Origin of the sequence: Flavobacterium rhamnosi (genome assembly GCF_048286515.1) — a bacterium.
GTDB lineage: Bacteria > Bacteroidota > Bacteroidia > Flavobacteriales > Flavobacteriaceae > Flavobacterium.
The window spans coordinates 158,135-180,995 of sequence record NZ_JBLVPS010000005.1 but is presented as its reverse complement, the minus strand read 5'-3'; the positions used below and the strand labels follow the sequence as shown (position 1 = coordinate 180,995).

16 protein-coding genes are annotated in these 22,861 nt (G+C 32.8%); 5 read left to right on the top strand and 11 right to left on the bottom strand.

Going from position 1 to position 22,861, the window contains the following annotated elements; all coding sequences use genetic code 11:
- Window positions 1–209: 209 nt before the first annotated feature.
- The gene (locus ACNQGN_RS06285) at window positions 210–2,879 is read left to right on the top strand and encodes a PAS domain-containing sensor histidine kinase (protein WP_417986992.1); all 2,670 of its coding nucleotides are present in this window, start codon (window positions 210–212) and stop codon (window positions 2,877–2,879) included.
- Window positions 2,866–3,294: a response regulator gene (locus tag ACNQGN_RS06280; RefSeq protein WP_417986991.1), complete on the top strand. Its 429-nt coding sequence runs from the start codon at window positions 2,866–2,868 to the stop codon at window positions 3,292–3,294. The genes ACNQGN_RS06285 and ACNQGN_RS06280 overlap by 14 nt, the downstream gene beginning before the upstream one ends.
- Window positions 3,295–3,324: 30 nt before the next feature.
- On the opposite strand, the gene ACNQGN_RS06275 is transcribed toward ACNQGN_RS06280, so the two are convergent.
- From ACNQGN_RS06275 to ACNQGN_RS06265, 3 genes are all read right to left on the bottom strand, one after another.
- A complete protein-coding gene (locus ACNQGN_RS06275; RefSeq protein WP_417986990.1) occupies window positions 3,325–3,897 on the bottom strand; it encodes a Crp/Fnr family transcriptional regulator in 573 nt (190 codons plus the stop codon).
- A gap of 716 nt (window positions 3,898–4,613) precedes the next feature.
- Entirely contained in the window at window positions 4,614–5,177 is a 564-nt protein-coding gene (locus ACNQGN_RS06270) for a Crp/Fnr family transcriptional regulator (RefSeq protein ID WP_417986989.1), read from the bottom strand.
- 706 nt (window positions 5,178–5,883) lie between these two features.
- Entirely contained in the window at window positions 5,884–7,056 is a 1,173-nt protein-coding gene (locus ACNQGN_RS06265) for an MFS transporter (RefSeq protein WP_417986988.1), read from the bottom strand.
- 92 nt (window positions 7,057–7,148) lie between these two features.
- On the opposite strand from ACNQGN_RS06265, the gene ACNQGN_RS06260 reads away from it, so the two are divergent.
- Both ACNQGN_RS06260 and ACNQGN_RS06255 read left to right on the top strand, forming a co-directional pair.
- Window positions 7,149–7,982 carry an AraC family transcriptional regulator gene (locus ACNQGN_RS06260; RefSeq protein ID WP_417986987.1) on the top strand — a complete coding sequence of 278 codons (834 nt, stop codon included), beginning with the start codon at window positions 7,149–7,151 and terminating at the stop codon, window positions 7,980–7,982.
- Between the two features lie 238 nt (window positions 7,983–8,220).
- A complete protein-coding gene (locus ACNQGN_RS06255; RefSeq protein WP_417986986.1) occupies window positions 8,221–8,850 on the top strand; it encodes an MCP four helix bundle domain-containing protein in 630 nt (209 codons plus the stop codon).
- A 44-nt stretch (window positions 8,851–8,894) separates the two neighbouring features.
- Here ACNQGN_RS06255 and ACNQGN_RS06250 read toward each other — a convergent pair whose 3' ends face one another.
- The gene (locus ACNQGN_RS06250) at window positions 8,895–10,931 is read right to left on the bottom strand and encodes an ATP-binding protein (protein WP_417986985.1); all 2,037 of its coding nucleotides are present in this window, start codon (window positions 10,929–10,931) and stop codon (window positions 8,895–8,897) included.
- 111 nt (window positions 10,932–11,042) lie between these two features.
- Window positions 11,043–11,285: a hypothetical protein gene (locus tag ACNQGN_RS06245; RefSeq protein WP_417986984.1), complete on the bottom strand. Its 243-nt coding sequence runs from the start codon at window positions 11,283–11,285 to the stop codon at window positions 11,043–11,045.
- A 112-nt stretch (window positions 11,286–11,397) separates the two neighbouring features.
- On the opposite strand from ACNQGN_RS06245, the gene ACNQGN_RS06240 reads away from it, so the two are divergent.
- Window positions 11,398–12,072 carry a response regulator gene (locus tag ACNQGN_RS06240; protein ID WP_417986983.1) on the top strand — a complete coding sequence of 225 codons (675 nt, stop codon included), beginning with the start codon at window positions 11,398–11,400 and terminating at the stop codon, window positions 12,070–12,072.
- A gap of 427 nt (window positions 12,073–12,499) precedes the next feature.
- Here the strand turns inward: ACNQGN_RS06240 and ACNQGN_RS06235 are convergent, their stop codons facing one another.
- From ACNQGN_RS06235 to ACNQGN_RS06210, 6 genes are all read right to left on the bottom strand, one after another.
- Window positions 12,500–13,999 (bottom strand): aminotransferase class V-fold PLP-dependent enzyme, encoded by a 1,500-nt coding sequence (locus ACNQGN_RS06235; protein WP_417986982.1) that lies wholly within the window; start codon window positions 13,997–13,999, stop codon window positions 12,500–12,502.
- A gap of 24 nt (window positions 14,000–14,023) precedes the next feature.
- The gene (locus tag ACNQGN_RS06230; RefSeq protein ID WP_417986981.1) at window positions 14,024–16,027 is read right to left on the bottom strand and encodes a protein-disulfide reductase DsbD family protein; all 2,004 of its coding nucleotides are present in this window, start codon (window positions 16,025–16,027) and stop codon (window positions 14,024–14,026) included.
- A 119-nt stretch (window positions 16,028–16,146) separates the two neighbouring features.
- Window positions 16,147–18,939, bottom strand: a complete 2,793-nt coding sequence (locus tag ACNQGN_RS06225) for a M16 family metallopeptidase (RefSeq protein ID WP_417986980.1) — start codon at window positions 18,937–18,939, stop codon at window positions 16,147–16,149.
- A gap of 84 nt (window positions 18,940–19,023) precedes the next feature.
- Window positions 19,024–20,154, bottom strand: coding sequence for a redoxin domain-containing protein (locus tag ACNQGN_RS06220; protein WP_417986979.1), 1,131 nt, complete (start codon window positions 20,152–20,154; stop codon window positions 19,024–19,026).
- 26 nt (window positions 20,155–20,180) lie between these two features.
- Entirely contained in the window at window positions 20,181–21,377 is a 1,197-nt protein-coding gene (locus ACNQGN_RS06215; protein ID WP_417986978.1) for a redoxin domain-containing protein, read from the bottom strand.
- Window positions 21,378–21,442: 65 nt separating this feature from the next.
- The gene (locus tag ACNQGN_RS06210; RefSeq protein WP_417986977.1) at window positions 21,443–22,849 is read right to left on the bottom strand and encodes a RagB/SusD family nutrient uptake outer membrane protein; all 1,407 of its coding nucleotides are present in this window, start codon (window positions 22,847–22,849) and stop codon (window positions 21,443–21,445) included.
- Window positions 22,850–22,861: the final 12 nt, after the last annotated feature.

Below are 22,861 nucleotides of genomic sequence, written 5' to 3'. Positions count from 1 at the left end.
TATCAACTCCTAATTTAATTTTTAGACTTATGTCCATTAAATTCAATTTGTTCTTATAGATATTAGCACCGTTAAATAATACAAAAGCAATATGCAATTTATTAAAAAGAAACTCCCCACTCCTTCTTTCGGTTGTCAGAAACTCCAATTAGGATAAATCAACCAGTCGTAAAACAAATAAAAATAATACCTAAATGCCTTAAAATGTAATGGAAAAATTGAGTCGTGAGAAAGTTAGCAAAAAAACAATAAACTTATTTATAAGCAATCTAGAGAACCCGACCCTTCAAAAATTGGGAAGTCTGGGCAAAATAGGTTTTATCGAATTTAATCTGCAGACTGCTGCTCTTTATTGGAGTGATGAAGTTTTTACAATATGGGGAAAGGATAGAATGTCCTATGTCCCGTGTTGGAAAGACTTTATTGAAACCATCCATTTTGATGATCAGGAAAATTACAACCAAGAACATACCTCTTTTGTGCTGGGGTTAAAAAAGTTTGATGTTGAGTACAGGATTATTTTACACGATGGTGCAATAAAATGGATTCAGGAGCGAGGTGAATTGCTAAAAGACAGTCAAAGCAATCAACTTAGCAGACATGGAATAGTACAAGACATTACGGAGTATAAAAAAGAAATTGATAAATTAACTCAAAAAGAATCGCTCTACAGAACTATCATACAAAAGCAAACAAAATATATAATCAGAACAAATCTAGAAGGATCATTTACCTATTTTAATGATAAATTTCTAGAAGATTTTTGCGACAGATTTGAAACCAAATGCTTTCTTGGCACTAATTTTCTTTCCACTTTAAAACAATATCATCAAAACAAGATAATTGCAGTGGTAAAAAAATGTCTGAACCATCCCAATAGAATTTTTCAGGTTACTATAAGCACAAGTAGTACCAAATCTATTCTTTGGAACATCAGTAGTCTAACGAATGCTGACGGAGCGCTAGAGGAGATTCACGCTTTCGGAACTGATATATCAGATCGGACAAAGACAGAAGAGTCTTTGCGAGAAAGCGAGGCCAGATACAGGCTTGCATGCAAAGCTACTTCAGATGCTATTTGGGATTGGGAATCCAAATCAAATCGCTTATTTTGGGGTCAAGGCTTCTCTACTTTATTTGGACACGATTCGGGACTATTTAATTCTAACAGATACAAATGGGAAAGTCATCTTCATCCTCAGGACGCGCTAAAGACAATCAATACTATTAATGAAATAATTGAAGGAACAGGCACGTATTGGCTAGCAGAATACCGCTTTAAGAAAGGAGACGGAAATTATGCGTACGTAATTGATCGGGCATTAATTATTCGAGATAAAAAAAATAAAATCATCCGTATTGTAGGTGCACTTCAAGATATTACGGAGAAAAAAAAATTAGAACGGCTATTAGAGAAAGTAACCTTTCTTTCCCGAATAGGGAGTTTTGAGATCGATTTAATCACAAATGAGATCTACTGGTCTGACATGGCAAAAAAAATACATGAAGTAGAAGCTGATTTTATTCCTGATGTAACTAATATCTATTCCTTTTACAAACTTGGAGCAAACCGGGAGAGCATGGAGCAGTTGTTCATGGACAGTGCAAAAAAAAATATCCCTTTTGATATTGAAGTGCAGATAATCTCTGCTAAAGGGAATGAGCGCTGGGTAAGAGTAATTGCAGTACCGGAATTTTGTAAAGAAAAATGCCTTCGGATTATCGGAAGTTTTCAGGATATTGATACAATTATTAAGGTACAATCAGAAGTTTTAAAAGTAAATGAAGACAAAGAATTTATTTTGGAAAGTATTGGTGATGCCTTTTTTGCTATAGATTATGACGGAATAATTACCTATTGGAATAAACAGTCTGAAACCTTGCTGAATTTTTCAAGAAAAAAAACAATAGGACAAAATATATGGGAAATATTCCCAGAAGTTGTATCCGCTTCTTTTTTCGTGTACTACCAAAAATGTATTGAAGAAAAAAGTATTCAGGATTTTGAAATTTATATAGATTCCATGAACAGATGGTTTGGGGTTACGGCATATCCCTCTATAAATGGAATTTCTGTGTATTTTAGAGATATTTCATTACGAAAAGAAACTGATTCTCGTTTACTGAAATTAAATAAAAATTTACAGGAATACACCGAGGAGCTGGTTACCGCAAACAAAAATCTTGAACAATTTTCTTTTATTCTATCGCATAATCTGCGTGCTCCAGTGGCAAACATACTTGGATTAGTCAACCTATTGGACAGTGAAGAATATCTTCCGGAGGTAAAAGAAACCTTTTTAAAAGAAATCTCCGATAATGTAAATCGACTGGATAACATCATTCTCGATTTAAACAATATCCTGCAGGTAAAATCAAATATTTCGCTGCATAAAGTGCCGGTTGACTTAGAGAATCTTGTAAATTCAATTAATCTAGGAATTCAGAACTTAGTTCAAAAAGAGCAGGTTCAAATCATTACCAGGTTCAAAGATGCGCCCGAATTTAAAACTGTTAGATCCTACTTGCACAGTATCTTTTTCAATCTGATAACCAATAGTATTAAGTACCGCAAACAGGATCTTTCGCCAGTAATTGAAATCTATTCAGAAAAAAACAAGGGAGGTATTAAAATTACCTATAAAGATAATGGATTGGGGATTGACCTCGCTAAAAAGGGTAAAAACATTTTTGGTCTTTACCAAAGATTTCACCTCCATATTGAAGGGAAAGGGATGGGCTTATTCATGGTTAAAACACAGGTGGAACTATTAGGTGGAAAAATTAATGTTTTAAGTGAGGTGGGTAAAGGAACCCAATTTATCTTAGAATTTAAAAATGAATACTCTAATTTAATTACTCAGGATGAAAATAACTAATTTTGTACTGGTTGACGATGACCGTACGAGTCTTTTGATTGGTAAATTTATGATTCAAAAGTTTAACCAGCAGGCTAAAGTAGTAACGTTTATAGAACCAGAAATAGCGCTTATAAAAATCGAAAAAAGCCTTGGAGATTGCACTGAAGATAATCAGACCATTCTATTTTTGGATATCAATATGCCGACTATGACAGGTTGGGAGTTTTTGGATGCATTCAATAATTTTGAACCGATAATAAAGGAAAAGTTTCTTATCTACATATTATCCTCTTCGCTAGAAGATTTTGAAAAAAAAGCACAAAAATATCCCTTTGTATGCGGTTTCCTTTCTAAACCAATAAAGCAAAAATATTTGGAGGATATAAATATTCGTAAAGAATCAAATTTGCAATTCTTAAAGTCCCTGCTATGAAGTCTCCGCTACTTTTATTATTAAAAAAAATCAGAATAAAATTCTTTTTCTAATTCGGCTTAAAGACTGCGGTTTAACACCTACATAAGAAGCAATATGATACTGTGGAATTCGTTGTTGGACTTCAGGGTATTTTATAATGAAACTTTCGTAACGTTGTTTTATACTGTCTTTATAAAATGACTTTAATTTACGAACCACATCTATCATTTCATACTCCAACGCTAACCTTCCAAAACGCTCTCCATTTTCAACTTTAGAATAAAATTGCTGCAAATCATTGTAAGAAATAATAAAAACGATACTGTCTTCTAATGCCTGAATATTTTGCAAGGTTGCTATTTGAGGAACAAAACTTTCATAATCTGTCATAAAACAGTTTTCGTGTCCAAAATAAAATGTTTTTTCTTCCCCTTCCTGGTTGATGTAATATCGGAACAAACCTTTTTTCACAAAACATATTTGCATTGAAATTTGTCCCTCCTTTAAAAAATAATCATTTTTTTTTATTTCTCTCATTTGAAAAAGTTGTTTAATGATTACCAAATCCTTTTCTGAAAGGGTAATGAATGACTTTATTTTATTAATTAATGCTATGTACATAATTTTTTATTTGATAGGTAACATAATGTCTTGCGCGCTTAGATCAGTAACGAATTTTCTTATAGTCTTCAACCAAACCGGCACCTTAATACGGAAGTTTTACAAAATTCTTCGAACTCCCCTTCATAAGTTTTTAAATCTAATAACGTTTACTTCCGGGATTAAACACTTGATACTTATGTTCCTTTTCCAAAAATTGTGCATGTATTTTGTATGGTGAATTATTCCATCAACCACTTTAATTCGAGTTTCAAATTTCTTTGCTAATTTTAAAGGCAATTCTATCTCAAAAAGAATGTAGTTGATTCCGTTAATTGAATAAATTAATTTTTCCATTTTTTAATTTTGCTTATAACTCAAACTGAAACAACGTTCTTGTAGTAACAACGATTCATTATTTAACATAAATCTATTTTGTATTTGTAATTTTTGCTTCGTCTAAAAATTCGAAATCTACTTACCATCATTTACGTTTGCAGATGATTAGCAAAAAATAAAAATACTTTTGTGGAAACAATAAGTAAAAATGAATACATTTTATTTGTTTTTTAAACTAGTTTGAACACTTTTTTTATAAACACAAAGTTTCGAATTATAGCATTAATTTTACTAGACAAAAGTCTAAAAAGCTAAAAGTACCAATATGCCGCTATTTATAAAAAATTCCCTATTTCGCAATTATTTTTTACTTTTAGGGTTCCAATATATAGAAAAAATTAACGGGTATTATTTCGGATGCGGCTTAAATGGCGAGGGGTAACACCAAGTATAGATGCCAAATACTGTAGTGGGATTTTTTGCAAAAGCTGAGGCTCCTCTTTTAACATTTTCTCGTATCGCTGCTCTCCACTGAGCAGTATAAGGTCATGACGATTAGCGTCGATACTACAAATAGAACTTTCTAAAAGGTTAATATAAAAATCTTTGAATCTGGGGACTTCATTTATCAGTTTTTTAAGATTGGTTTTACTAATAATGCTAACGCTCCCATCTGTTAATGCTCTCACGTTTTCAATAGCAGGAGTTTCATTCACGAAACTTAAACGCGAAGCCATAAAAGTGTTCTCAATTGAAACATATGTAGTTCTAATTTCACCTTCTTTCAAAACGTAATATTGAAACATTCCAGTTTCAATAAAGCCCAAATGTTTGCTTATTTTATCTTCTTTTACAAAAAATTCATGTTTTTTAAATATTTGGAGTCGAAACGAATTTAAAATTCTATCTAAATCATTCTCTTCAAAACCTAACATTTTAAAATATCCTTTTAGCTTTATCATGCTTGTTCTATAGTATTAAATACGATTATGTATTTGCAGTTCTCTAAAAATCTCAAAGAATAATTATGAAACACATACTGATAAAATGTGTTCGTAAAAGAAACTTAAAAAAAGAATACTAAAAACAGTACGGTAGGAACAAATTAATTTTCGCGGCATTTTCTATTTAATTTAAATTGTATTTAATTTATTATAAAGCAATTAAAGCACTAAAAACATTTCATTTATTTTATTATAATAAAAAAAAATACTTAACGCATAATTACCACTTCCAAAAGGAGTCCAAGCAAGACAATTATTCGACAAAAATAGTATTGACACCTTTTTAATCTAATTAACTTTAGTTAAGAAATAAAACCTTCCTTTTGTGCGTTATAATTGCTAACAAAAAAAGCCTGTCACGGACGCATACATCGACACTTTATAAAAAAGCAAAAAAATAGAATAGCCCCATAATGGAGCAAATTCCTTTCGGATTTACTCGATTATGGGGCTATTTTACGTCAGAAAAACGAAAACACTTCTTTTAAGTACTTACTTCAAAAAGCATCACCTTGACCCCCTTTCCTTTAGAAAATTTCCCACTGAAACGACGACCAAACTGGAATCCTACAACTATAGTGACAACACAGCACTAAGAAATCAGTTGTACTTTATTATATTTTTGTGTCTTTACGCATTAGAGTTAAAAAAAAAATTATTTAATTCAAACGCCAACTGTCTTCAATTTCAAACTATTTCTCCTGTTTTGTATGAAAATAAATGTAAAAATCAATCCTAAAATTGACATGACAACTCCAACCAAATTTGGTGAAGCATAAGTATAGCCCGCCGTTAAAGGCAGCCCTCCCAAGAAAGCTCCCAATGCATTTCCAATATTAAAACTTGCCTGAATTGCAGCCGAAGCAATCATTTCTGCACCTCTTGCCGTCTGAATCATCAGCATCTGGATAGGTGCCACAATCGAAAAGGAAATACACCCCGTTAGGAAGACCAAGAACAATGAAGCATATTGGTTTGATGAAAAGAAAAAAACCAAAAGTAAATCGATTACCATAAACAAGAGTAAGAACATCACGGTTTTTTCAGGTGAGAACTTATCGGCTACTTTGCCTCCTGTCAAATTACCGACTACCATACCTAACCCCGCAAGAATCAATATATAAGGAACATCTTTCGCAGAGAATTTAGAAACATCCGTAAGTAAAGGAGCGATATAACTTATCCATGCAAACAACCCCCCAAAACCAATTGCAGTAATTGCAATAATCAGCCACGCCTCTTTTTTCTTGAAAAATTCTAATTGACTTTTCATACTTTCATTTCCTTTTGATTCTAAATTTGGCATATATAAATACAGAAAAATAAGGGTCAATAAACCAACTATCGCTATCAAAACAAACGTATACCTCCAGGAGAAATGATGTCCAATGTAAGTCCCTATAGGAACTCCGATCAGGTTCGCTAATGTCAAGCCTCCAAACATAATAGAAACGGCTTGTGCCTCTTTCCCTTTATCGGCTAAACGACTTGCCACAACTGCTCCAACTCCAAAAAATGCGCCATGAGGCAAACCCGAAAGCAATCGTGAGGCAAATAAAATAGTATATGTGGGTGCAATAATCGATAAGGCATTGAAAACTGTCAGCATCACAGCCAAAATCATAAGTATTTTTTTTGGAGGATAATTTCTGCCTATGATTACCAATAATGGAGCGCCAATTACGACACCTAAAGCATAGGCAGAAATTAAATATCCTGCCACCGGAATTGATACTTTTAAATCAGAAGCGATGTCTGGTAGTAAACCCATCATTACAAATTCGGTAATTCCTATTGTTAAACCACCTAAAGCAAGTGCGAAGAGACTTTTTTTCATTTTAATTATAGTGCAAATTTATGGGTACAAATTTATCAATAACGAATTCTAAAAAGTTGTATTTTTGCGCTATATAATTGTAATTATAAGCTATGTCCAAATTAAATCAGTTTGAAACGCTTGTTATTGATGAATTTGAAGAAGAGAAATTTCATCTTCCGGTTCACAGTCATACCTATTACGAAATTATTTATATTGTAAAAGGCTATGGAATTCACCATCTGAACAAAAACCTGCTTCATTATAAACCAGGTGATCTATTTGTGATTTCACCAGATGACGAGCATTATTTTGACATAAAAAAAACTACGCGATTTGTTTTTATAAAATTCACTGACAATTATTTTAATTCGAATAAAAAGCTTTCGTGTGATGAGTTTTTGCTCAATACACCCGAAAATTTTATGCGTGATAAATTACTTAAGGAAACGGTTTTAAAATTAGATGATCCATGTAAGACGATTTTAAAAAATACGGTTGAAAATATAACGGCTTATAATTCTAAAACTGATGTTTCAACTTCTCCAATTGTGTTTTATCAGATTCTTTCCATCTTTGGATTAATCAAAGAAACAATGCGCTGTATGAATTTGAAAATCAAAGGGAATTATATTGACAACAAACAGATTATATCTTATATTCATCAAAACATTTACGATCCCAAATTGATTCAGATTAAATCGATTTCAAACCATTTCAACATTGCCCAATCGTATTTTAGCGCTTACTTCAAGAGAAATTTTTTGATTACTTATCGCGATTACATCAATAATTTACGAATAAAATTGATTGAAAATCGAATCTCGAACAACCAGATACCAATCAAGCAGATTGCTTATGAATTTGGCTTTTCCGATGAAAGTCATTTATCCAATTACTTTAAAAAGAAAAAAAATAGCAGTCCAAGAGAATTTAAGAAGCTATAATTTTTACATAAATCAGAAGTTAATCTGGGATCTAAAAGAAAACGATTCCTATCACTCCTCATCTGTTCCTATATAACTCGATTAACAGTCACATCTTTTATAGTGCGTAGGATGATAAATTGATAGCTTTGTTCTTGCTAATAAAGAACTTAAGTAAAAAAATAAACAAATTATTTTTCAGTTACTGAAACAAATCCAAGACAATACATTATATTGCGTAGTCCTAAAATCTACCACGATGAAAGTTCTAAAAAAATATAGCAACAAAACAAAAGCTGCTTTTACTATACTTATTGTTATGGTTATTATCTTATTGAGTAATTTTAACACGCTACAAAACTCCAAAAAGACAAATGAGACGATCAATGGAATCTATAACGACAGGTTAGTAGTGGCTCGTTATATCTTTCAATACGCAAATGAGCTTCATTACATAAAAGCAATTACGGTACAAACGAAATTAAATGATACTCAAAAAAAAGATGAAATTACAACAGCATTAAAAAACATGAAAAATATTGATAAATTATATTTCAAAACCGTTCTAACTCCCAAAGAAAAAATATCTTTTGCGGCATTACTAGCTTCTTGTTCCACTATTGATAAACAAGCTCAAAATAAATACTGGCCTCAAGTAGCCTACTCCAGTAATCAGGCTTTAGAATCTCTGGAGCAGCTGTCCCAAATTCAAATTGACGAAGGCAGATCAAAATTGGCATACTCAAATTCCTTGTATAGAGGAAATAATACTCTTGGTGAACTTCAGATTGCCTTACTGGTTATTTTAGGTGGTATCACCTTATATTTGTTAGTGGCCAAGAAAAATAAGATAAACATCAAAATACCTCAACCTCCAAGTATGAATTAAGTAAAGGCTAACTCGGTTTAGCTCTATTTCCTCTTTTTGAATATTTAATAAGATAATGTCTGAAGATTAAACACTACTTCAATTTTTGTTCCTTCTCCAATTTTTGATTCAATTTTAAATCGGCCTTTTAAAGAAAGTGCTCTTTCTTTCATATTACTTAATCCAATACCGTTTTTTTTAATTTTCATATCAAACCCATCTCCGTTATCACTAATAGTCAGGCACAAAAGATTGTTATCCTTTCTTTGAATTAGTACATCACAATTTTTTGCATTTGCATATTTACTAATATTTAAAATTGCCTCCTGAATGATACGGTATAAATTTATCTTATAAATATTTTCAATCGTTGGCCATTCAAACATTCCATCATTCACATATTTAAACTTGGTAGTAGTATACTCTTTTTGATTTTCGATCAAACTTGACAATAATATATTAAAGTCATTACCCTCAATAAAAGAGCCCCGCTTTAAGTCATGTGCTATCATTCTTATCTCACTCTCAATATTTTGCAATTCAGAAATATATACTTTTCTTTTTTCAATTACTTTCTCGTCCATTACAGAATTAAAGAAACCTAAATTCATTCGAACACCATAAATTTTATTCATTACTCCATCATGCAATTCTTTTGCTATTCTGGCCTTCTCATTTTCTTTTGCAATATCTATTTTTTTATTTTGCTCTGTTAATAGCTTGTATATTTCGTCATTAGCTCTTTGCTGTTTCTTAACAAACTGTAACTCTTTGTTTCGATATTTTAAATACCTTAAAACTACTACTACTATAAGTACTAAAACCAACCCAAACGAAATAATTAAAATATAAAAATTCTCTTTTGTCAAAATTTTATTTTCATCCTCTATTCTTGAAGTTTCATATTCTATTCTGGCATATTTATTATGAGCATTTTGTTGAACTCGATTAATACTGTCACTTACTTTAATATATTCATTTGCATAAAAAAACCTATTATTTTGATCTAATTTGGATAGCAATTTTAATGAAGATAAAATCTCATTACTATTTTTAATTTTAATAGCTAACTGATTGGCTTCTTTTAAACTTTGAACTGATCTGATAGTATCCTTCTGGGTTAAAAAATATTCCCCTATATGTATCTTTTTATACAAAATATCCGACTCAACCCCCATGCTGTCAACAATTCTTAAGGATTCAAAAAGCATAGAATCAACATTTCTATAATTCCCGTTTTTCATTTTAGAATAAGCCAAATTGCTTAAAACATTAGCATACAATCTGGGTGATTTTTTTTTTAAATCTTCAGAACGCAAACTTTCTAATTTTGCAATAGACTTCGAAAATTCTCCTTTTAAATCGTATAAATTGCATATATTTATAACAGAAATTAAATTATAATTATTTATTTCATCATTGTCTTTACCATAACGTTTCATTTTTTCTAAACCAAGCAATGCTAATTTATGATATTGTAATGCTTCGTCATAGTTAACCAATTTTTCCAAACAATTCCCCATTAATGTATTACAAGAATAAATCAAGCGGTGATTATTCGATTTTTTCAAATACAGTAGTGCTTTAGAAATTTGAACTTCACATTCTACATAATTTCCATCATAAAATAAAACATGGGCTTTATTGAATAACATACTCCCAATATTATCGAAGTCATGCAATTTATAATATATTTTTTCTGCCTGTAAATAATAAAAGTAAGCACTGTCCCTTTTTGAGTTTTGATAACAATCGCCTATATAAAATAAAGCCTTCGGAATTCTGACACTATCGCCAGCCTGTTTTGATAACTTTAAAGCTTTTAAACTGAAAGATAAAGATTTTTCTAAATTATCAATATTATAATATTCTGTTGCGGCTTTTAAGTATACCTCTCTGACAACGGAATCATTTTCTTTGGATTTTAATAAATCACCTAGAGAATCTAAGTATTTCTCTTTTTCATTTTTTTTTAAACCAACTAAATAACTTTTATCAAATGTTATAGTTTTGTTTTTTGCAGAGCTATCTGAATGATTCTTTTGGCATGAAAAAAAAAAAGCTATTAGAAGTAAGCAGATCGTTTTTGTAAGGGTACTCAAAATGTAATTTATTATTTTATAATTTCAAATATAGCATTTTGAAACAAAAACACCATATGAATTACAAATAAATCATATGGTACTTTTGTTTCAATTAATTATATCTAAAAACTATCTTGGAGGTTTTGGATTAATTGGATCACCTTCCTGTTCAGTAACATTTGTTTCGAATTTTACTGTAGTGGAATCAATTCTTTTTGCAGTAATTTCTTTGATTAAAAGAGACTGGGGCGTACTCTTAAAATCAATCGCTTTTACTTCTTGAACTTCATAACTGTCTTCGTCGGTCGAACAGGAATAAGTTAGTAAAGCAACGGAAACTAGTCCCGCAGCTAAGTACAATTTACTTTTCATAAAAATGTAGGTTAAGTTAAACATAATCTATAACAAAATAACAACTTTGCTTTGTTTAAATATTACGGAATAACCGTAATATTAATTAATTTTGTCCCAAATTGAATAAAATATGAATAAGCCCCTTTCTATTTTGATAGTTGACGACCACCCTATGACAGTTGATAGCTATAGTAACCTTTTATCTGATAACCAATTTCAAAAAAATACGCCAAATTTTATAAAGAGCTATAATTGTCAAGATGCATACAACCAGATATTTTTTCATCTGCAACAAGATACAACTATTGATTTGGCTTTATTAGATATTAGCCTTCCTCCTTATAAGGAGTTTAACATTGAAAATGGTATTGATTTGGCTTCGTTACTACGGGAAAATTTTATAAATTGTAAAATCGTTCTTCTTACAATGCATAGTGAACCCCTTACCGTAGACAAAATTATTAAAGATATAAACCCAGAAGGTTTTGTATCAAAAAATGATATTAGCTTTGAATCATTCCCTATTATTTGTAAAAAAATTATAAGTGGAGATATCTTCCGAAGCCCTACTATACAAGAATCCCAGCGAGATTTGTTTAAAAGAAATATCAATTGGGACAAACATGATAGTCAGATTCTAATCTTACTTTCAGAAGGAGTTAAAACCACTAATCTACCTGACTATATTCCTCTTTCTATGAGTGCTATCGAAAAAAGAAAAGCAAATATAAAAGAGCAGTTACTAATGGGAAAAGGCAGCGATAGGGATTTAATAAATAAAGCCAAACAATTAGGATTATTATAAATCTAACCAATCACCAAATACTATTGTCCATTGTATTTTATATTGTTATTTTTCGCTGAGACTCCTTGAAAATGCTTGTCCATTCCTCAGCCTCTTTTGCAACCCAACACTACTTTTTTCGCCACACTCCAAAAGTCAAAGAAGGCCGTCTCAAAATAAAAGAGAAGGTCTGTATGTTTTTAAGACACCCAAACCATTTTCAAACCTCAAAAAAATAAAATACATCAGACTTTTATCTAATCTGACAATAACTCCAAATAGTGCTTTAAACTGCACTTTCCACAAACAAAATCTACATCATGTAATATACAGCTCTTTTTGTTTTGTTGCTATATCCCAAACCATTTCTTGCAATTCTACACAGATAAAAACTTTTTACCTATACTTGCAAATGCTATAAAATGACTCGATGCTTTTTAAATTAAACTCATTCCAAACAAAACCATTGTTTTACGTCTTCAGCAATCGTTTCTTCACTGATTAGACTTTCGAATTCATTATTACAAGGATTATATTGATAGGCTTTTTGCCATTCTTCATAGTTAAAAACTATTTTTTGTATCGCATCACAAACAAATAAAAGTTCTTCGTTTGCCATTGTCGGATGCAACGATAGACGCACCCAACCCGGTTTATCACTTAGATTTTTTTGAAGGATTCCCTTGGTAATTTTTCCTGACGCTTCCTGATCTATATCAAATAAATAGTGAGCATATGTACTGGCACAGGACCAACCTCCACGCACCTGAATCCCAAAACGATCATTTAAAAGTCGGACGATTAAATTATAATGACAATTTTCAACAGTAAAAGAAACACATCCAATACGTTCGGTTTTAAGATCTCCTAAAATAGACAAACCTTTTATCTTTTGAAGTTCGGCATAACCAAGAATCAACAATTCAGTTTCTCTTTTTTTCACCTTTTCGATACCCATTTGTGCTTTAAGCTCTAAACATAAAGCAGTTCGTATCACTTGTAAAAACCCTGGAGTTCCTCCATCCTCTTTTACCTCTATTCCATCACTATAACTATATTCTCCCCACGGATTCGTATACTTTACGTTTCCTCCACCTGGATTATCAGGAAAATTGCCTTTATACAGTTTCTCATTAAAAACCAAAACACCGCACGTTCCCGGTCCACCCAAAAATTTATGAGGAGAAAAGAAAATAGCATCTAATTGCTCTTCTGGATCTTCAGGATGCATATTCATTTCTACATAAGGTGCCGATGCCGCAAAGTCAACAAAACAAAAACCTCCATGCTGATGCATGATTTTGGCTAATTCATGATAAGGAGTAATGATTCCCGTAACATTGGAACAAGCGGTAAAAGACCCAATTTTTAAACTTCTATCCGAATATTTTTTAAGTGCTTCAACTAGTATTTCAGGAGCAATCAAATTGTTTGCATCACCAGGTAAAATGACAACATCAGCAATGGTTTCATACCATGGAACCTGGTTTGAATGATGTTCCATATGACTAATAAAAACTACTGGTCTGTCATCGTCATAATGAAGTTTAACATTATAAATATTATCTTCAGAACGAAGTCCCATAATTCGTTGCAACTTAGACAAAGCGGCAGTCATACCCGTTCCTGTAGTTATTAAAACATCTGATTCGTTTGCATTTACCTGCTTTTTTATAAGCTTCCGTGCATACTGGTATGCATAAGTTGAGGCCTTGCCGGTCTGACTTGAAAAAGAATGCGTATTGGCAATCATCGGTCCAATCATATTTTGCATAATCTCCTCAATTGGAGCATATAATCTTCCGCTGGCAATCCAATCGGCATATAACAGTTCTTGTTTTCCATAGATAGATTCAAAACTATGATTTACTCCAACAGTATTTTCTCTAAACTTAGAAAAATACTTTTCTAATTGGTTTGGTTTAGTTTGGTTAAGAATAGCATTCATTACTTTTATTTCTTTTAAAACAGCTTATTTTCTAAAGTTTTTGATTCCAGAATTTAGCCAGTTATAATAATTCTCAACATTAGGATTATAGGCCGAAGGCTCCGTTAAATTAGCACTCTGATGATCAACAATAACATAAAATGGTTGTGCATTCGCTTTATAGGTTTTAATTTGTAAGTCACTCCATTTGTTTCCAATTGTTTTGATTTTTTTTCCAGTGGTTTCAGAAACATACTGCTCGTTTTCTGGCAACTCCTTTTTATCATCTACATAAAGTGAAATTAAAACCACATCGTTTTTTAAAACCCCTAAAACGTTAGGATCTGACCAAACCAATTCTTCCATTTTTCGGCAATTAACACAGGCATACCCCGTAAAGTCTAATAAAACTGGTTTTTTCGCTTTTTTTGCGAATTCCATTCCCTTGTCATAATCATGGAAAGTGATAATATCCTGTGGGCCAAATTCGGCTCCTTCTGGTAAGGCAGAGGAACTTGCTGTTTCTGTATTTTTGGAAAAGCCAACTCCATAAGGAGATTCGCTGTATTGCATTGGTGGAGGGAATCCACTAATTAATTTAAGAGGTGCTCCCCACAGTCCCGGAATCAAATAAATAGTAAAACTCAAAATAAGTAATCCAAAACCCAATCTTCCAACCGAAATATGATTTATCGGCGAATCATGGGGTAATGTAATTTTTCCAAATAAATAAAATGCTAAAACTCCAAAAACGGCAATCCAAATCGTTAGAAATACTTCACGTTCTAACCAATGCAATTGTAAAACCAAATCGGCATTGGATAAAAATTTGAATGCCAAAGCCAATTCTAAAAACCCAAGAACCACTTTAACAGTATTTAACCAGCCACCTGATTTTGGCAAAGCATTTAACCATCCCGGGAAAGCGGCAAATAAGGAGAATGGTAAAGCAATAGCTATTGAAAACCCTAACATTCCGATAATTGGAGCAATCCCTCCTTTTGAGGCCGCTTCAACCAATAACGTTCCTACAATTGGCCCAGTACAAGAAAATGAAACAATAGCCAATGCCAAAGCCATAAAGAAAATCCCGATAAGCCCTCCCCTATCTGCCTGTGAATCTACTTTGTTTGCTAATGCATTTGGCAGCATAATTTCGAAAGCTCCCAAAAATGAACAAGCAAAAACCACTAGTAAAACAAAGAAAATTAAATTAAACCAGACATTCGTTGAAAGTGCATTTAAGGAATCGGCGCCAAAAACAGCGGTTACAATCGAACCTAATAAAACATATATAATGATAATCGAAAATCCGTAAATCAATGCGTTTCTGATTCCAGCTGCTTTGGTTTTACTCTGCTTTGTGAAATAACTTACCGTCATCGGAATCATTGGAAAAACACATGGTGTTAGCAAAGCGGCAAAACCAGATAAAAAGGCAATGATAAAAATGCTTATAAGTCCCTTTGATGAAGATTTTGGACTTGAATGTGTTGTAACTGCCTGGATCGTCTCCTTTTTTGTAACGTTTGTCTCCTCTTTTGAAGCTCTTGTCGAATCCGCTGCAACTACTGCTTCAGCAACAGCTACTTTTTTTGCATTCGGAAATTTAAAAGATAATTGTTCAGAAGACGGTGGTAAACAATTGCTGTCGTCACACACCATAAATTCTACGTCTGCCGTAATATTGCCAATTTTATCCGAAGTAAATAGTATCTTTTGTTGAAAAAGCGCTTTCTTTTCAAAATATTTTATCTTCATATTGAAGATTTTATCGACAACTTCGTGCCCTTTATCTTCCTCAGTTTTCCCAACTAATTTAAATTTTTTTTGTGGATTTTTGAATATAAAAGCGGTTGGAGACGGCCCGCCTTCTTCAATATATTGTCCGTACAAATGCCAGCCCGATTGTATCACGGCTTCCGCCTTCAAAATGTATTCTTTTTCTGAAATTTTTTCCACCGAAGTAGACCATTTTACAGGATTATATATTTGTCCAAACGTTGTTCCGCTAAGCAAAATCATTAAAGCGATTATTATATTTTTCATTTTTTTTGATTTGGTGTTAAAAAAAGAGCTGTCGGCAAACAGCTCTTTTAGGTCTTTCACAGAAATAATTAACTAATTCAATTCTAATAAAAAAGATGAAAGACGACTACTAAAATTTATTATAACGGATTGCCGTCCTTGTCAAGAGAGCCTGATTTGATGATAATCATTTTATCTAATTGGATATACTTTTTAATGGCATCGTTAACTTCTTTTAACGTTACTTTTTCGATGTCTTTTGGATACTGTTCAATATAACTTGGTTCTAAACCTCTTTCGATAAAACCTAAAATGGTTCTGGTCATACCGTTTGTTGTTGCCATTCCCACTTTAAAACTTCCAATTAAATTAGTTTTTTTATTTCCTAATTCTTCTAAAGTAATACCCTCTTTTACCCATTTCGTAACCTGAACCATCGTGGCATCTAACCCTTTTTGAAATAATGTAGGGTTAAAAGAGGCATTTACCATCCAGTATCCTCCAGTATTAATATTTCCTCCTAATCCTGATGATATATTATAAGTCAAACCATCTTCGTCACGAACAGTCTGCATCAAACGTCCTGCAAAACCAGCTCCTAAAGTGTAATTGGCAATGTAAAATGGAATATAATCGGCATCTGCTCTTTTTAAACCCGTATATTGTCCGATGAATAATTCGGCACTGGGTTTTTCGGCAATAGTAATTACCTCAGCTTTTGAAGTTGCTTTTGAAGTTTGTCCAAATTGTAAAGGCTCGGTAACACCTCCGTTCCAATTCTTAAATGATTTTTCTAAGGAAGCAGCCAAATTAGCACCTTCTGTATCTCCAACTATTACTAAATGCATCGAAGCTGGTCCGAAATATTTTTTGTGGAATGCTTTTACCTCGTCAAGAGTTGCATTTTTAATATTGGCTAGATTCTCTTCAACACTTAAATCATAATTTGGATTTTCTTTTGGATAAATTGCTTGCGTCAAAGCAATACTGCCTCTGGTATTTGGATCGTTTAAATCTTGCTGTGTATTTCCAATATATTGTTGCTTCAGATTTTCAAATTCAGTTTTATCAAGTAATGGAAAACGTAATTCTTCCGCTAATAAAAAAACCACCTGATCTAAATCTTTTTTAAGACATTTAAAACCAATATTAATTTTAGTTGTAGAAGCACTAACATTCAGATTAACGCCTAGATTTTGCAGTTTTTCAGCAAACTTAAATTTGTCATTACGTGTCGTTCCTTTAGATAACATTGAAGTTGTTAAAGAAGGAATCATTGTATTTTTATTTTCATTGGTAAAATTTCCTAACGAAATACTTGCAGCTACAGTGACAAAATCCTTTGCCGAAGTTTTTACCGAAACCACATCAATTCCTGCGACTTTATATCTTTTATAAGATGCTGCCCTTTTTTCAATTACATATTCATCTGTTGCTGCATTAGCGTTTGCACTATTTTTTTGTTCCGAAGTTATACTTGGCGAAGTTTTTTCTGCCGGATCATGTTTTGGATCTCTATAATAAAACGGACCATTCTCAGTCGCAAAATTGCTGGCTTTTGCTTCCATTTCTTTTTCATTGGATCCGGATTGTTTTGGAATAAAATAACCCGTTGTACTTTGATCTTCAATCAAATATTTCTGGGCTGCACGCAAAATATCTGAAGGCGTTACTTTCTTAAGTCGGTCCACTCCAGTAACATAATCAGTCCAGTCACCAGATGCAATTGCTTCCGTTAAACCAGATGCTATAACGCCTGATCCGTCGCGGCTTAAAATAGTTTGGGCACTAATTTGGGCAACAACGCGATTAACTTCATCCTGAGTTACACCATCTTTTTTAATTTTAGCGACAATCTCACTTATTTTGGCATCGATATCTTCGTGTTTTGATGTGGTTGAAAAACCTACTCCAATGGTAAAAAGCCCCACTTCTTTAAAATTAGTCGCACTTGCATAGGTATAAATTCCCATACCTGAATCCACAAAAGTTTTGTTTAGGATCGCTGAAGGCCCAGAACCAATAATTTCCGCCAGAATATTTAAGGCTGGCAAATCTTCATGAAGAGCACCCGGAATTTTGTACGCTTTATTGATTACACCTAATTCTCCAGGTTTTTTCATGATAATTTTTCGTGGCCCGTATTGCTTTGGTTCTTCGGTATACGGATATGGCATTGGGTTTGGAGCTTTTGTAATTTTTCCGAAATATTTTTCAATTAATTGAAAAACATTCTCTTTTTGAAAATCCCCTATGATCGTTAAAGTAGCATTATCCGGCCAGTAATACGTATTATAGAAATTACGCAATACTTCAATAGGTGCTTTTTCTATATCTGATTTCCAACCAATTGTAGTATGATGATATGGATGTGCAATATAAGCTGCTGCCCATATTTCCTTGGCTAACAAACTATTCGGATCGTTTTCTCCACGTTCAAATTCGTTTCGTACAACCGTCATTTCGGCATCTTTATCTTCTTTGGTCAACAAAGAATTACGCATTCTATCGGCTTCAATTTGAAGTGCCAATGCAATTTTATCACTTGGTAAAGTTTCAAAATAATTGGTGCGGTCATACCAAGTCGTTGCATTTAACTGAGCTCCTGTATTTTGCAGGACATCAGTAATGGTATTTCCGTTTTTTTTATTAAAAGTAGGAGTTCCTTTAAACATTAAATGTTCTAAAAGATGCGTTGATCCGGTATTCCCTAAAACTTCATTTTTAGAACCCACTCGATATACGATTTGTACCGTTGCAACTGGCGATGCATTGTCTTGTAAAAGCAATACATTCATACCGTTTGGCTGATACAGATACTCTTCAATTCCACCTAACTCTTTTATTTTAGTAAAGTTAGCTGATTTATTCTGCGCTGAAATCAGGGTGCAAAATGCTAATGAGCAATAGCCCAGAAAGATATATTTTTTCATTTTTTGTGATTGAGAATTTTATGAATAAGGATATAAAACGATCATTGAAGCAACAATCGTTTTATATTTTACATGAAAAATTGATTATGATTTACTGAAAATTTCTTTCAATTTTGATTGAAGTTCAGCTTCTCTTAGATTTTTAGCAACAATCTTTCCGTCAGGACCAACTAAGTAATTAGTAGGAACCATTTTTACGCCATACATGACGGCAACATCATTTTTCCAACCTTTTAAGTCAGAAACATGTGTCCAGGTCAAACCATCTTTTTCGATTGCTTTTTCCCAAAGATTCTTTTTATCATCCAATGAAACTCCTAAAACATTAAATCCTTTCTCGTGATATGTTTTATAAGCCAAAACTACATTTGGATTTTCTTTTCGGCACGGTCCACACCAGCTTGCCCAAAAGTCAACTAAAACATACTTTCCCTTGTAATCCGATAATTTTACAATTTTCCCGTTTAGATCGGCTTGAGAAAATTCAGGAGCAGTAACACCTATGGCAGTTTTATCATTAAGATCTATTGTTGCTTTTAATTGTTTTCCGTAATATGATTTTTGAACTTCCGGAGATAAAACAGCGTAGTATTTTTTTACCTGCTCAGGCGTTCCGTAGGATACAACACGATCACTAATTATTAAAGCTGCAGCAAGTTTGTCTTTATGGCCTTTGATAAATTTATCGGTAAGATTGTCTGCAAAAGCCTGCAAATCTGCCCAACGCTTATCTATTACTACTTTTTGTTCCGGAGTCAGTTTTACTTTTCCATTTTGAGTTAAGGAATCAGACGCTTTATAAACCGGACCTGCAATATTCTGAATCTTTTTAAATTCATTTTTATAAAATGATTGATAGATTGAATCCTGAGCAGCACCAGAAATTTTAGCTTTAAAAAGAGAATCCTTTTTAGCAGTAAAAGTTATCAGCTCGTTATCCAGTAAAAAATTAGTTCCAAATTCTGTGCCTTTTAGTTTTACAGAATATAATAAAGGTTCCGCCACTTTACCTTTAAAAGTAAAATGACCATCTACGACATTGGCTGAATCTTGGATTTTTTTATCACCTTCCGCAAATTCCAAATAAACGGTTCCGTCTTTCAATCCGGCAATTGTACCGTTTATAGTAAAACCTTCCTCTTTTTTAGAGCACGAAGTAACTGTGCTTATCAGCGCTAACGCCAATAAACCTGATTTTAAAATTGTGTTTTTCATTATATTTTTTTGTTTATGAGGTCAAATTATGATTTCAATAATTCTTTCAATTTTTCTTCTAAAGCTTCACCTCTTAAATTATCTCCGATAATGACACCTTTACTATCGACTAGATAAGTTGCAGGAATTGCTTTTACATTAAATGCTTTGCTTACTTTATCATCATCCAAAAGATTATGCCACTGCATGTTTTCTTGACCTAAAGCTTTCAACCAAGCTTTATCATCTTTATCAATTGAAATACTTAAAATTTCAAATCCTTTGTCTGAATAATTAGCATAAGCCGTTTTTAAATTCGGAATTTCTTTGCGGCAAGGTGCACACCATGAAGCCCAAAAATCAATTAGAATGTATTTTTTTCCTGAAACGATTTCTTTTACATTGTATGGTTTTCCGTCTTTATCTTTCAATCCAAAATTAGCAACACTTGTTCCAATTAATGATTTTGGGTTCAAATCTTTATTAACCAATTGTCCGTAATAACTTTTCTTAGCCGTTTCTGAAAATTGTTCAAAAATTGGTTTTTGCTCCGGAGTAAAATAACTGTATTGCATCATCATGAAAAATGGTCCCCACCAGGTCGCTTTATGTTTCGAAATAAGGTTTTCTGAACTTGACTGCACTTTGGCAAAAAATGCTTTTTCTTTTGCTTCAAAATTTTTCCATTCTACTGAATTTCCAATAGAATCCATTACTTTATTATTTCCTGCAACTCTTGCCTTCGAATATAGTATACCCAGCTCTTCAGTACCTTTATGATACTCTTGGTAGTCTTTCTCCAAATCTAATCGAAAAGCTGTTTCCTTACTATAATAATCATGCGATTTCGATCCTGAAATAACCTCATTTTTAAAGTTAATTCTTTCATCTTCCTGTTTTGAAACTTCGGCTTCTGCTGTTACTTTTATTTTAGAATTTTCAACTAAAACTGGAATGAATCCTTTATTTTTTCCAAACGTTGCATAAAACAAACGAGGTTCTTTTAGCTTTCCTGTAAAAGTAAATTTGCCCTCTTTAATTGTGGTTTCAGCCACTGCTGATTCAGAGGAGTGTGTCGCTCCAGGAACTAATGTTACTACCGTTCCTTCTTGAAGTCCTTTAATCGTCCCTTCAAGAGTATAAGATGAAGATGGAATTGCTTTTCTATTTTGTGCCTGATTGTTGTATGAAACCATAAACAAACAGATACACAGTCCTACTATTTTATATTTAATTGCATTCATTTTTGATTGATTTTTTTAGAAAAAGCTTCCGTTTTGGAATTCCTAATCAGGAAGCTTTTAGTTATTTATTTAGCTACATTTTGAGTTATAGTTCCATTTCCTGGATTTTTTGTCGCACCTTGAGGAAAAGGCATAGTCCATAGATAAGAATCTGAGGATAACGTATAGGTTGTGCCACTATTAACTTTAGTAAAACTAACTTTATAAACACCCTCTGCATTTAAACGGCGGGCATCGCTAAACGGAATTAAAGTTAAAATAAGCTCGTTGTTTTTAGTTTTCAAAATAGCGTTGATAGCAGCCGTTTTATCTGCAGCCGTTAAATCCTGATATGCACTTGGAAGTATCCGTGTTTTACGAACTGTATTTAATAGATCCATCGCGTCATTTAATTGATTGGCACGAGCGAAACATTCCGCTTTAATCAAATAAACTTCTACAGTTGTAATACCTCCATAATTAAAGTTGCCAGACAAGGTTCTTCTGTAATACGTTTCAGCACCAACGGTTCTAATTTTCCAACGAGACAAGAAACGAGCATCTCCAGTTTCAAAACGCTGCGCACGTTCTACCGGAATATCATTTTCTGTTGTTAAACGAGCAATGGCGCCATGACGAAAATTGTAATTCTCTACATAATTATACCCCATAGGAGATACTGTTGTGGTATACGAATTTGGAACCTGTATGATTGCTTTATTAGCATCATAATAAGCGGTCCAATCGTATAGTTTATCATTCTCTGCCAAAGCCAAATCGGCATATTTTAAAGCCTCTGTATAATTATTCATTTGTAAATAAACGCGTGAATAAAAAGCGTAACCTGCTCCTAAATTTGGGTGTAAAGCAGTTTGAGAAACCTTTGGTAAATAAGGTAAAGCCTCTTTTACATCTGCCAAAATGAAATCGTACATTTCCTGAATACTTACTTGTTTACTTGGTGCATTAATAACAGCACTTGTAATTAAAGGCACTGATAATTTTGTACCGGCAGTTGCTGCTACATAAGTATCCGCATAGAAATTTACTACATTAAAGTAAGACATAGCACGCAAAACTTTTGCTTCCGCCCAAACTGCTCTTTTTTGTTCTTCAGTAGCTTCAGTCGAAGTTAAAGCATTCTCGATAATTAAATTGAAAGTTGAAATTCCAGCATATTGTCCATAATAGCTTCTTTCGTCTGCTCGATTTAAATCTATACGGTCAGCAGTTTCATCCCACATATAATTGGCTTTTACCAATCGGTCGGCAGATAATCCGGCTATTGTCACATATTTATCGTTCAACAAGTTTAATGCTTGTGTAACATCCACGCTTTGGTTCGCGTATTCATCGCGAATAAAAGCTTCAAAATCTGCTAAAGTTGTAGGTACTTTATTCCCTTTTGGCACATCGTCCAAATAACTATCGCAAGATGTGAGAGTCAATCCTAATGCTAATATCAATACTGTCTTTATATATATTTTTTTCATCGTGTAGTCTTT

What these genes read in the sequence shown, in the direction of transcription:
- ACNQGN_RS06285 (WP_417986992.1), top strand. Translation starts at nt 210, where the DNA reads ATGGAAAAATTGAGTCGTGAGAAAGTTAGCAAAAAAACAATAAACTTA.
- ACNQGN_RS06280 (WP_417986991.1), top strand. Translation starts at nt 2,866, where the DNA reads ATGAAAATAACTAATTTTGTACTGGTTGACGATGACCGTACGAGTCTT.
- ACNQGN_RS06275 (WP_417986990.1), bottom strand. Translation starts at nt 3,897, where the DNA reads ATGTACATAGCATTAATTAATAAAATAAAGTCATTCATTACCCTTTCA.
- ACNQGN_RS06270 (WP_417986989.1), bottom strand. Translation starts at nt 5,177, where the DNA reads ATGATAAAGCTAAAAGGATATTTTAAAATGTTAGGTTTTGAAGAGAAT.
- ACNQGN_RS06265 (WP_417986988.1), bottom strand. Translation starts at nt 7,056, where the DNA reads ATGAAAAAAAGTCTCTTCGCACTTGCTTTAGGTGGTTTAACAATAGGA.
- ACNQGN_RS06260 (WP_417986987.1), top strand. Translation starts at nt 7,149, where the DNA reads ATGTCCAAATTAAATCAGTTTGAAACGCTTGTTATTGATGAATTTGAA.
- ACNQGN_RS06255 (WP_417986986.1), top strand. Translation starts at nt 8,221, where the DNA reads ATGAAAGTTCTAAAAAAATATAGCAACAAAACAAAAGCTGCTTTTACT.
- ACNQGN_RS06245 (WP_417986984.1), bottom strand. Translation starts at nt 11,285, where the DNA reads ATGAAAAGTAAATTGTACTTAGCTGCGGGACTAGTTTCCGTTGCTTTA.
- ACNQGN_RS06240 (WP_417986983.1), top strand. Translation starts at nt 11,398, where the DNA reads ATGAATAAGCCCCTTTCTATTTTGATAGTTGACGACCACCCTATGACA.
- ACNQGN_RS06235 (WP_417986982.1), bottom strand. Translation starts at nt 13,999, where the DNA reads ATGAATGCTATTCTTAACCAAACTAAACCAAACCAATTAGAAAAGTAT.
- ACNQGN_RS06230 (WP_417986981.1), bottom strand. Translation starts at nt 16,027, where the DNA reads ATGAAAAATATAATAATCGCTTTAATGATTTTGCTTAGCGGAACAACG.
- ACNQGN_RS06225 (WP_417986980.1), bottom strand. Translation starts at nt 18,939, where the DNA reads ATGAAAAAATATATCTTTCTGGGCTATTGCTCATTAGCATTTTGCACC.
- ACNQGN_RS06220 (WP_417986979.1), bottom strand. Translation starts at nt 20,154, where the DNA reads ATGAAAAACACAATTTTAAAATCAGGTTTATTGGCGTTAGCGCTGATA.
- ACNQGN_RS06215 (WP_417986978.1), bottom strand. Translation starts at nt 21,377, where the DNA reads ATGAATGCAATTAAATATAAAATAGTAGGACTGTGTATCTGTTTGTTT.
- ACNQGN_RS06210 (WP_417986977.1), bottom strand. Translation starts at nt 22,849, where the DNA reads ATGAAAAAAATATATATAAAGACAGTATTGATATTAGCATTAGGATTG.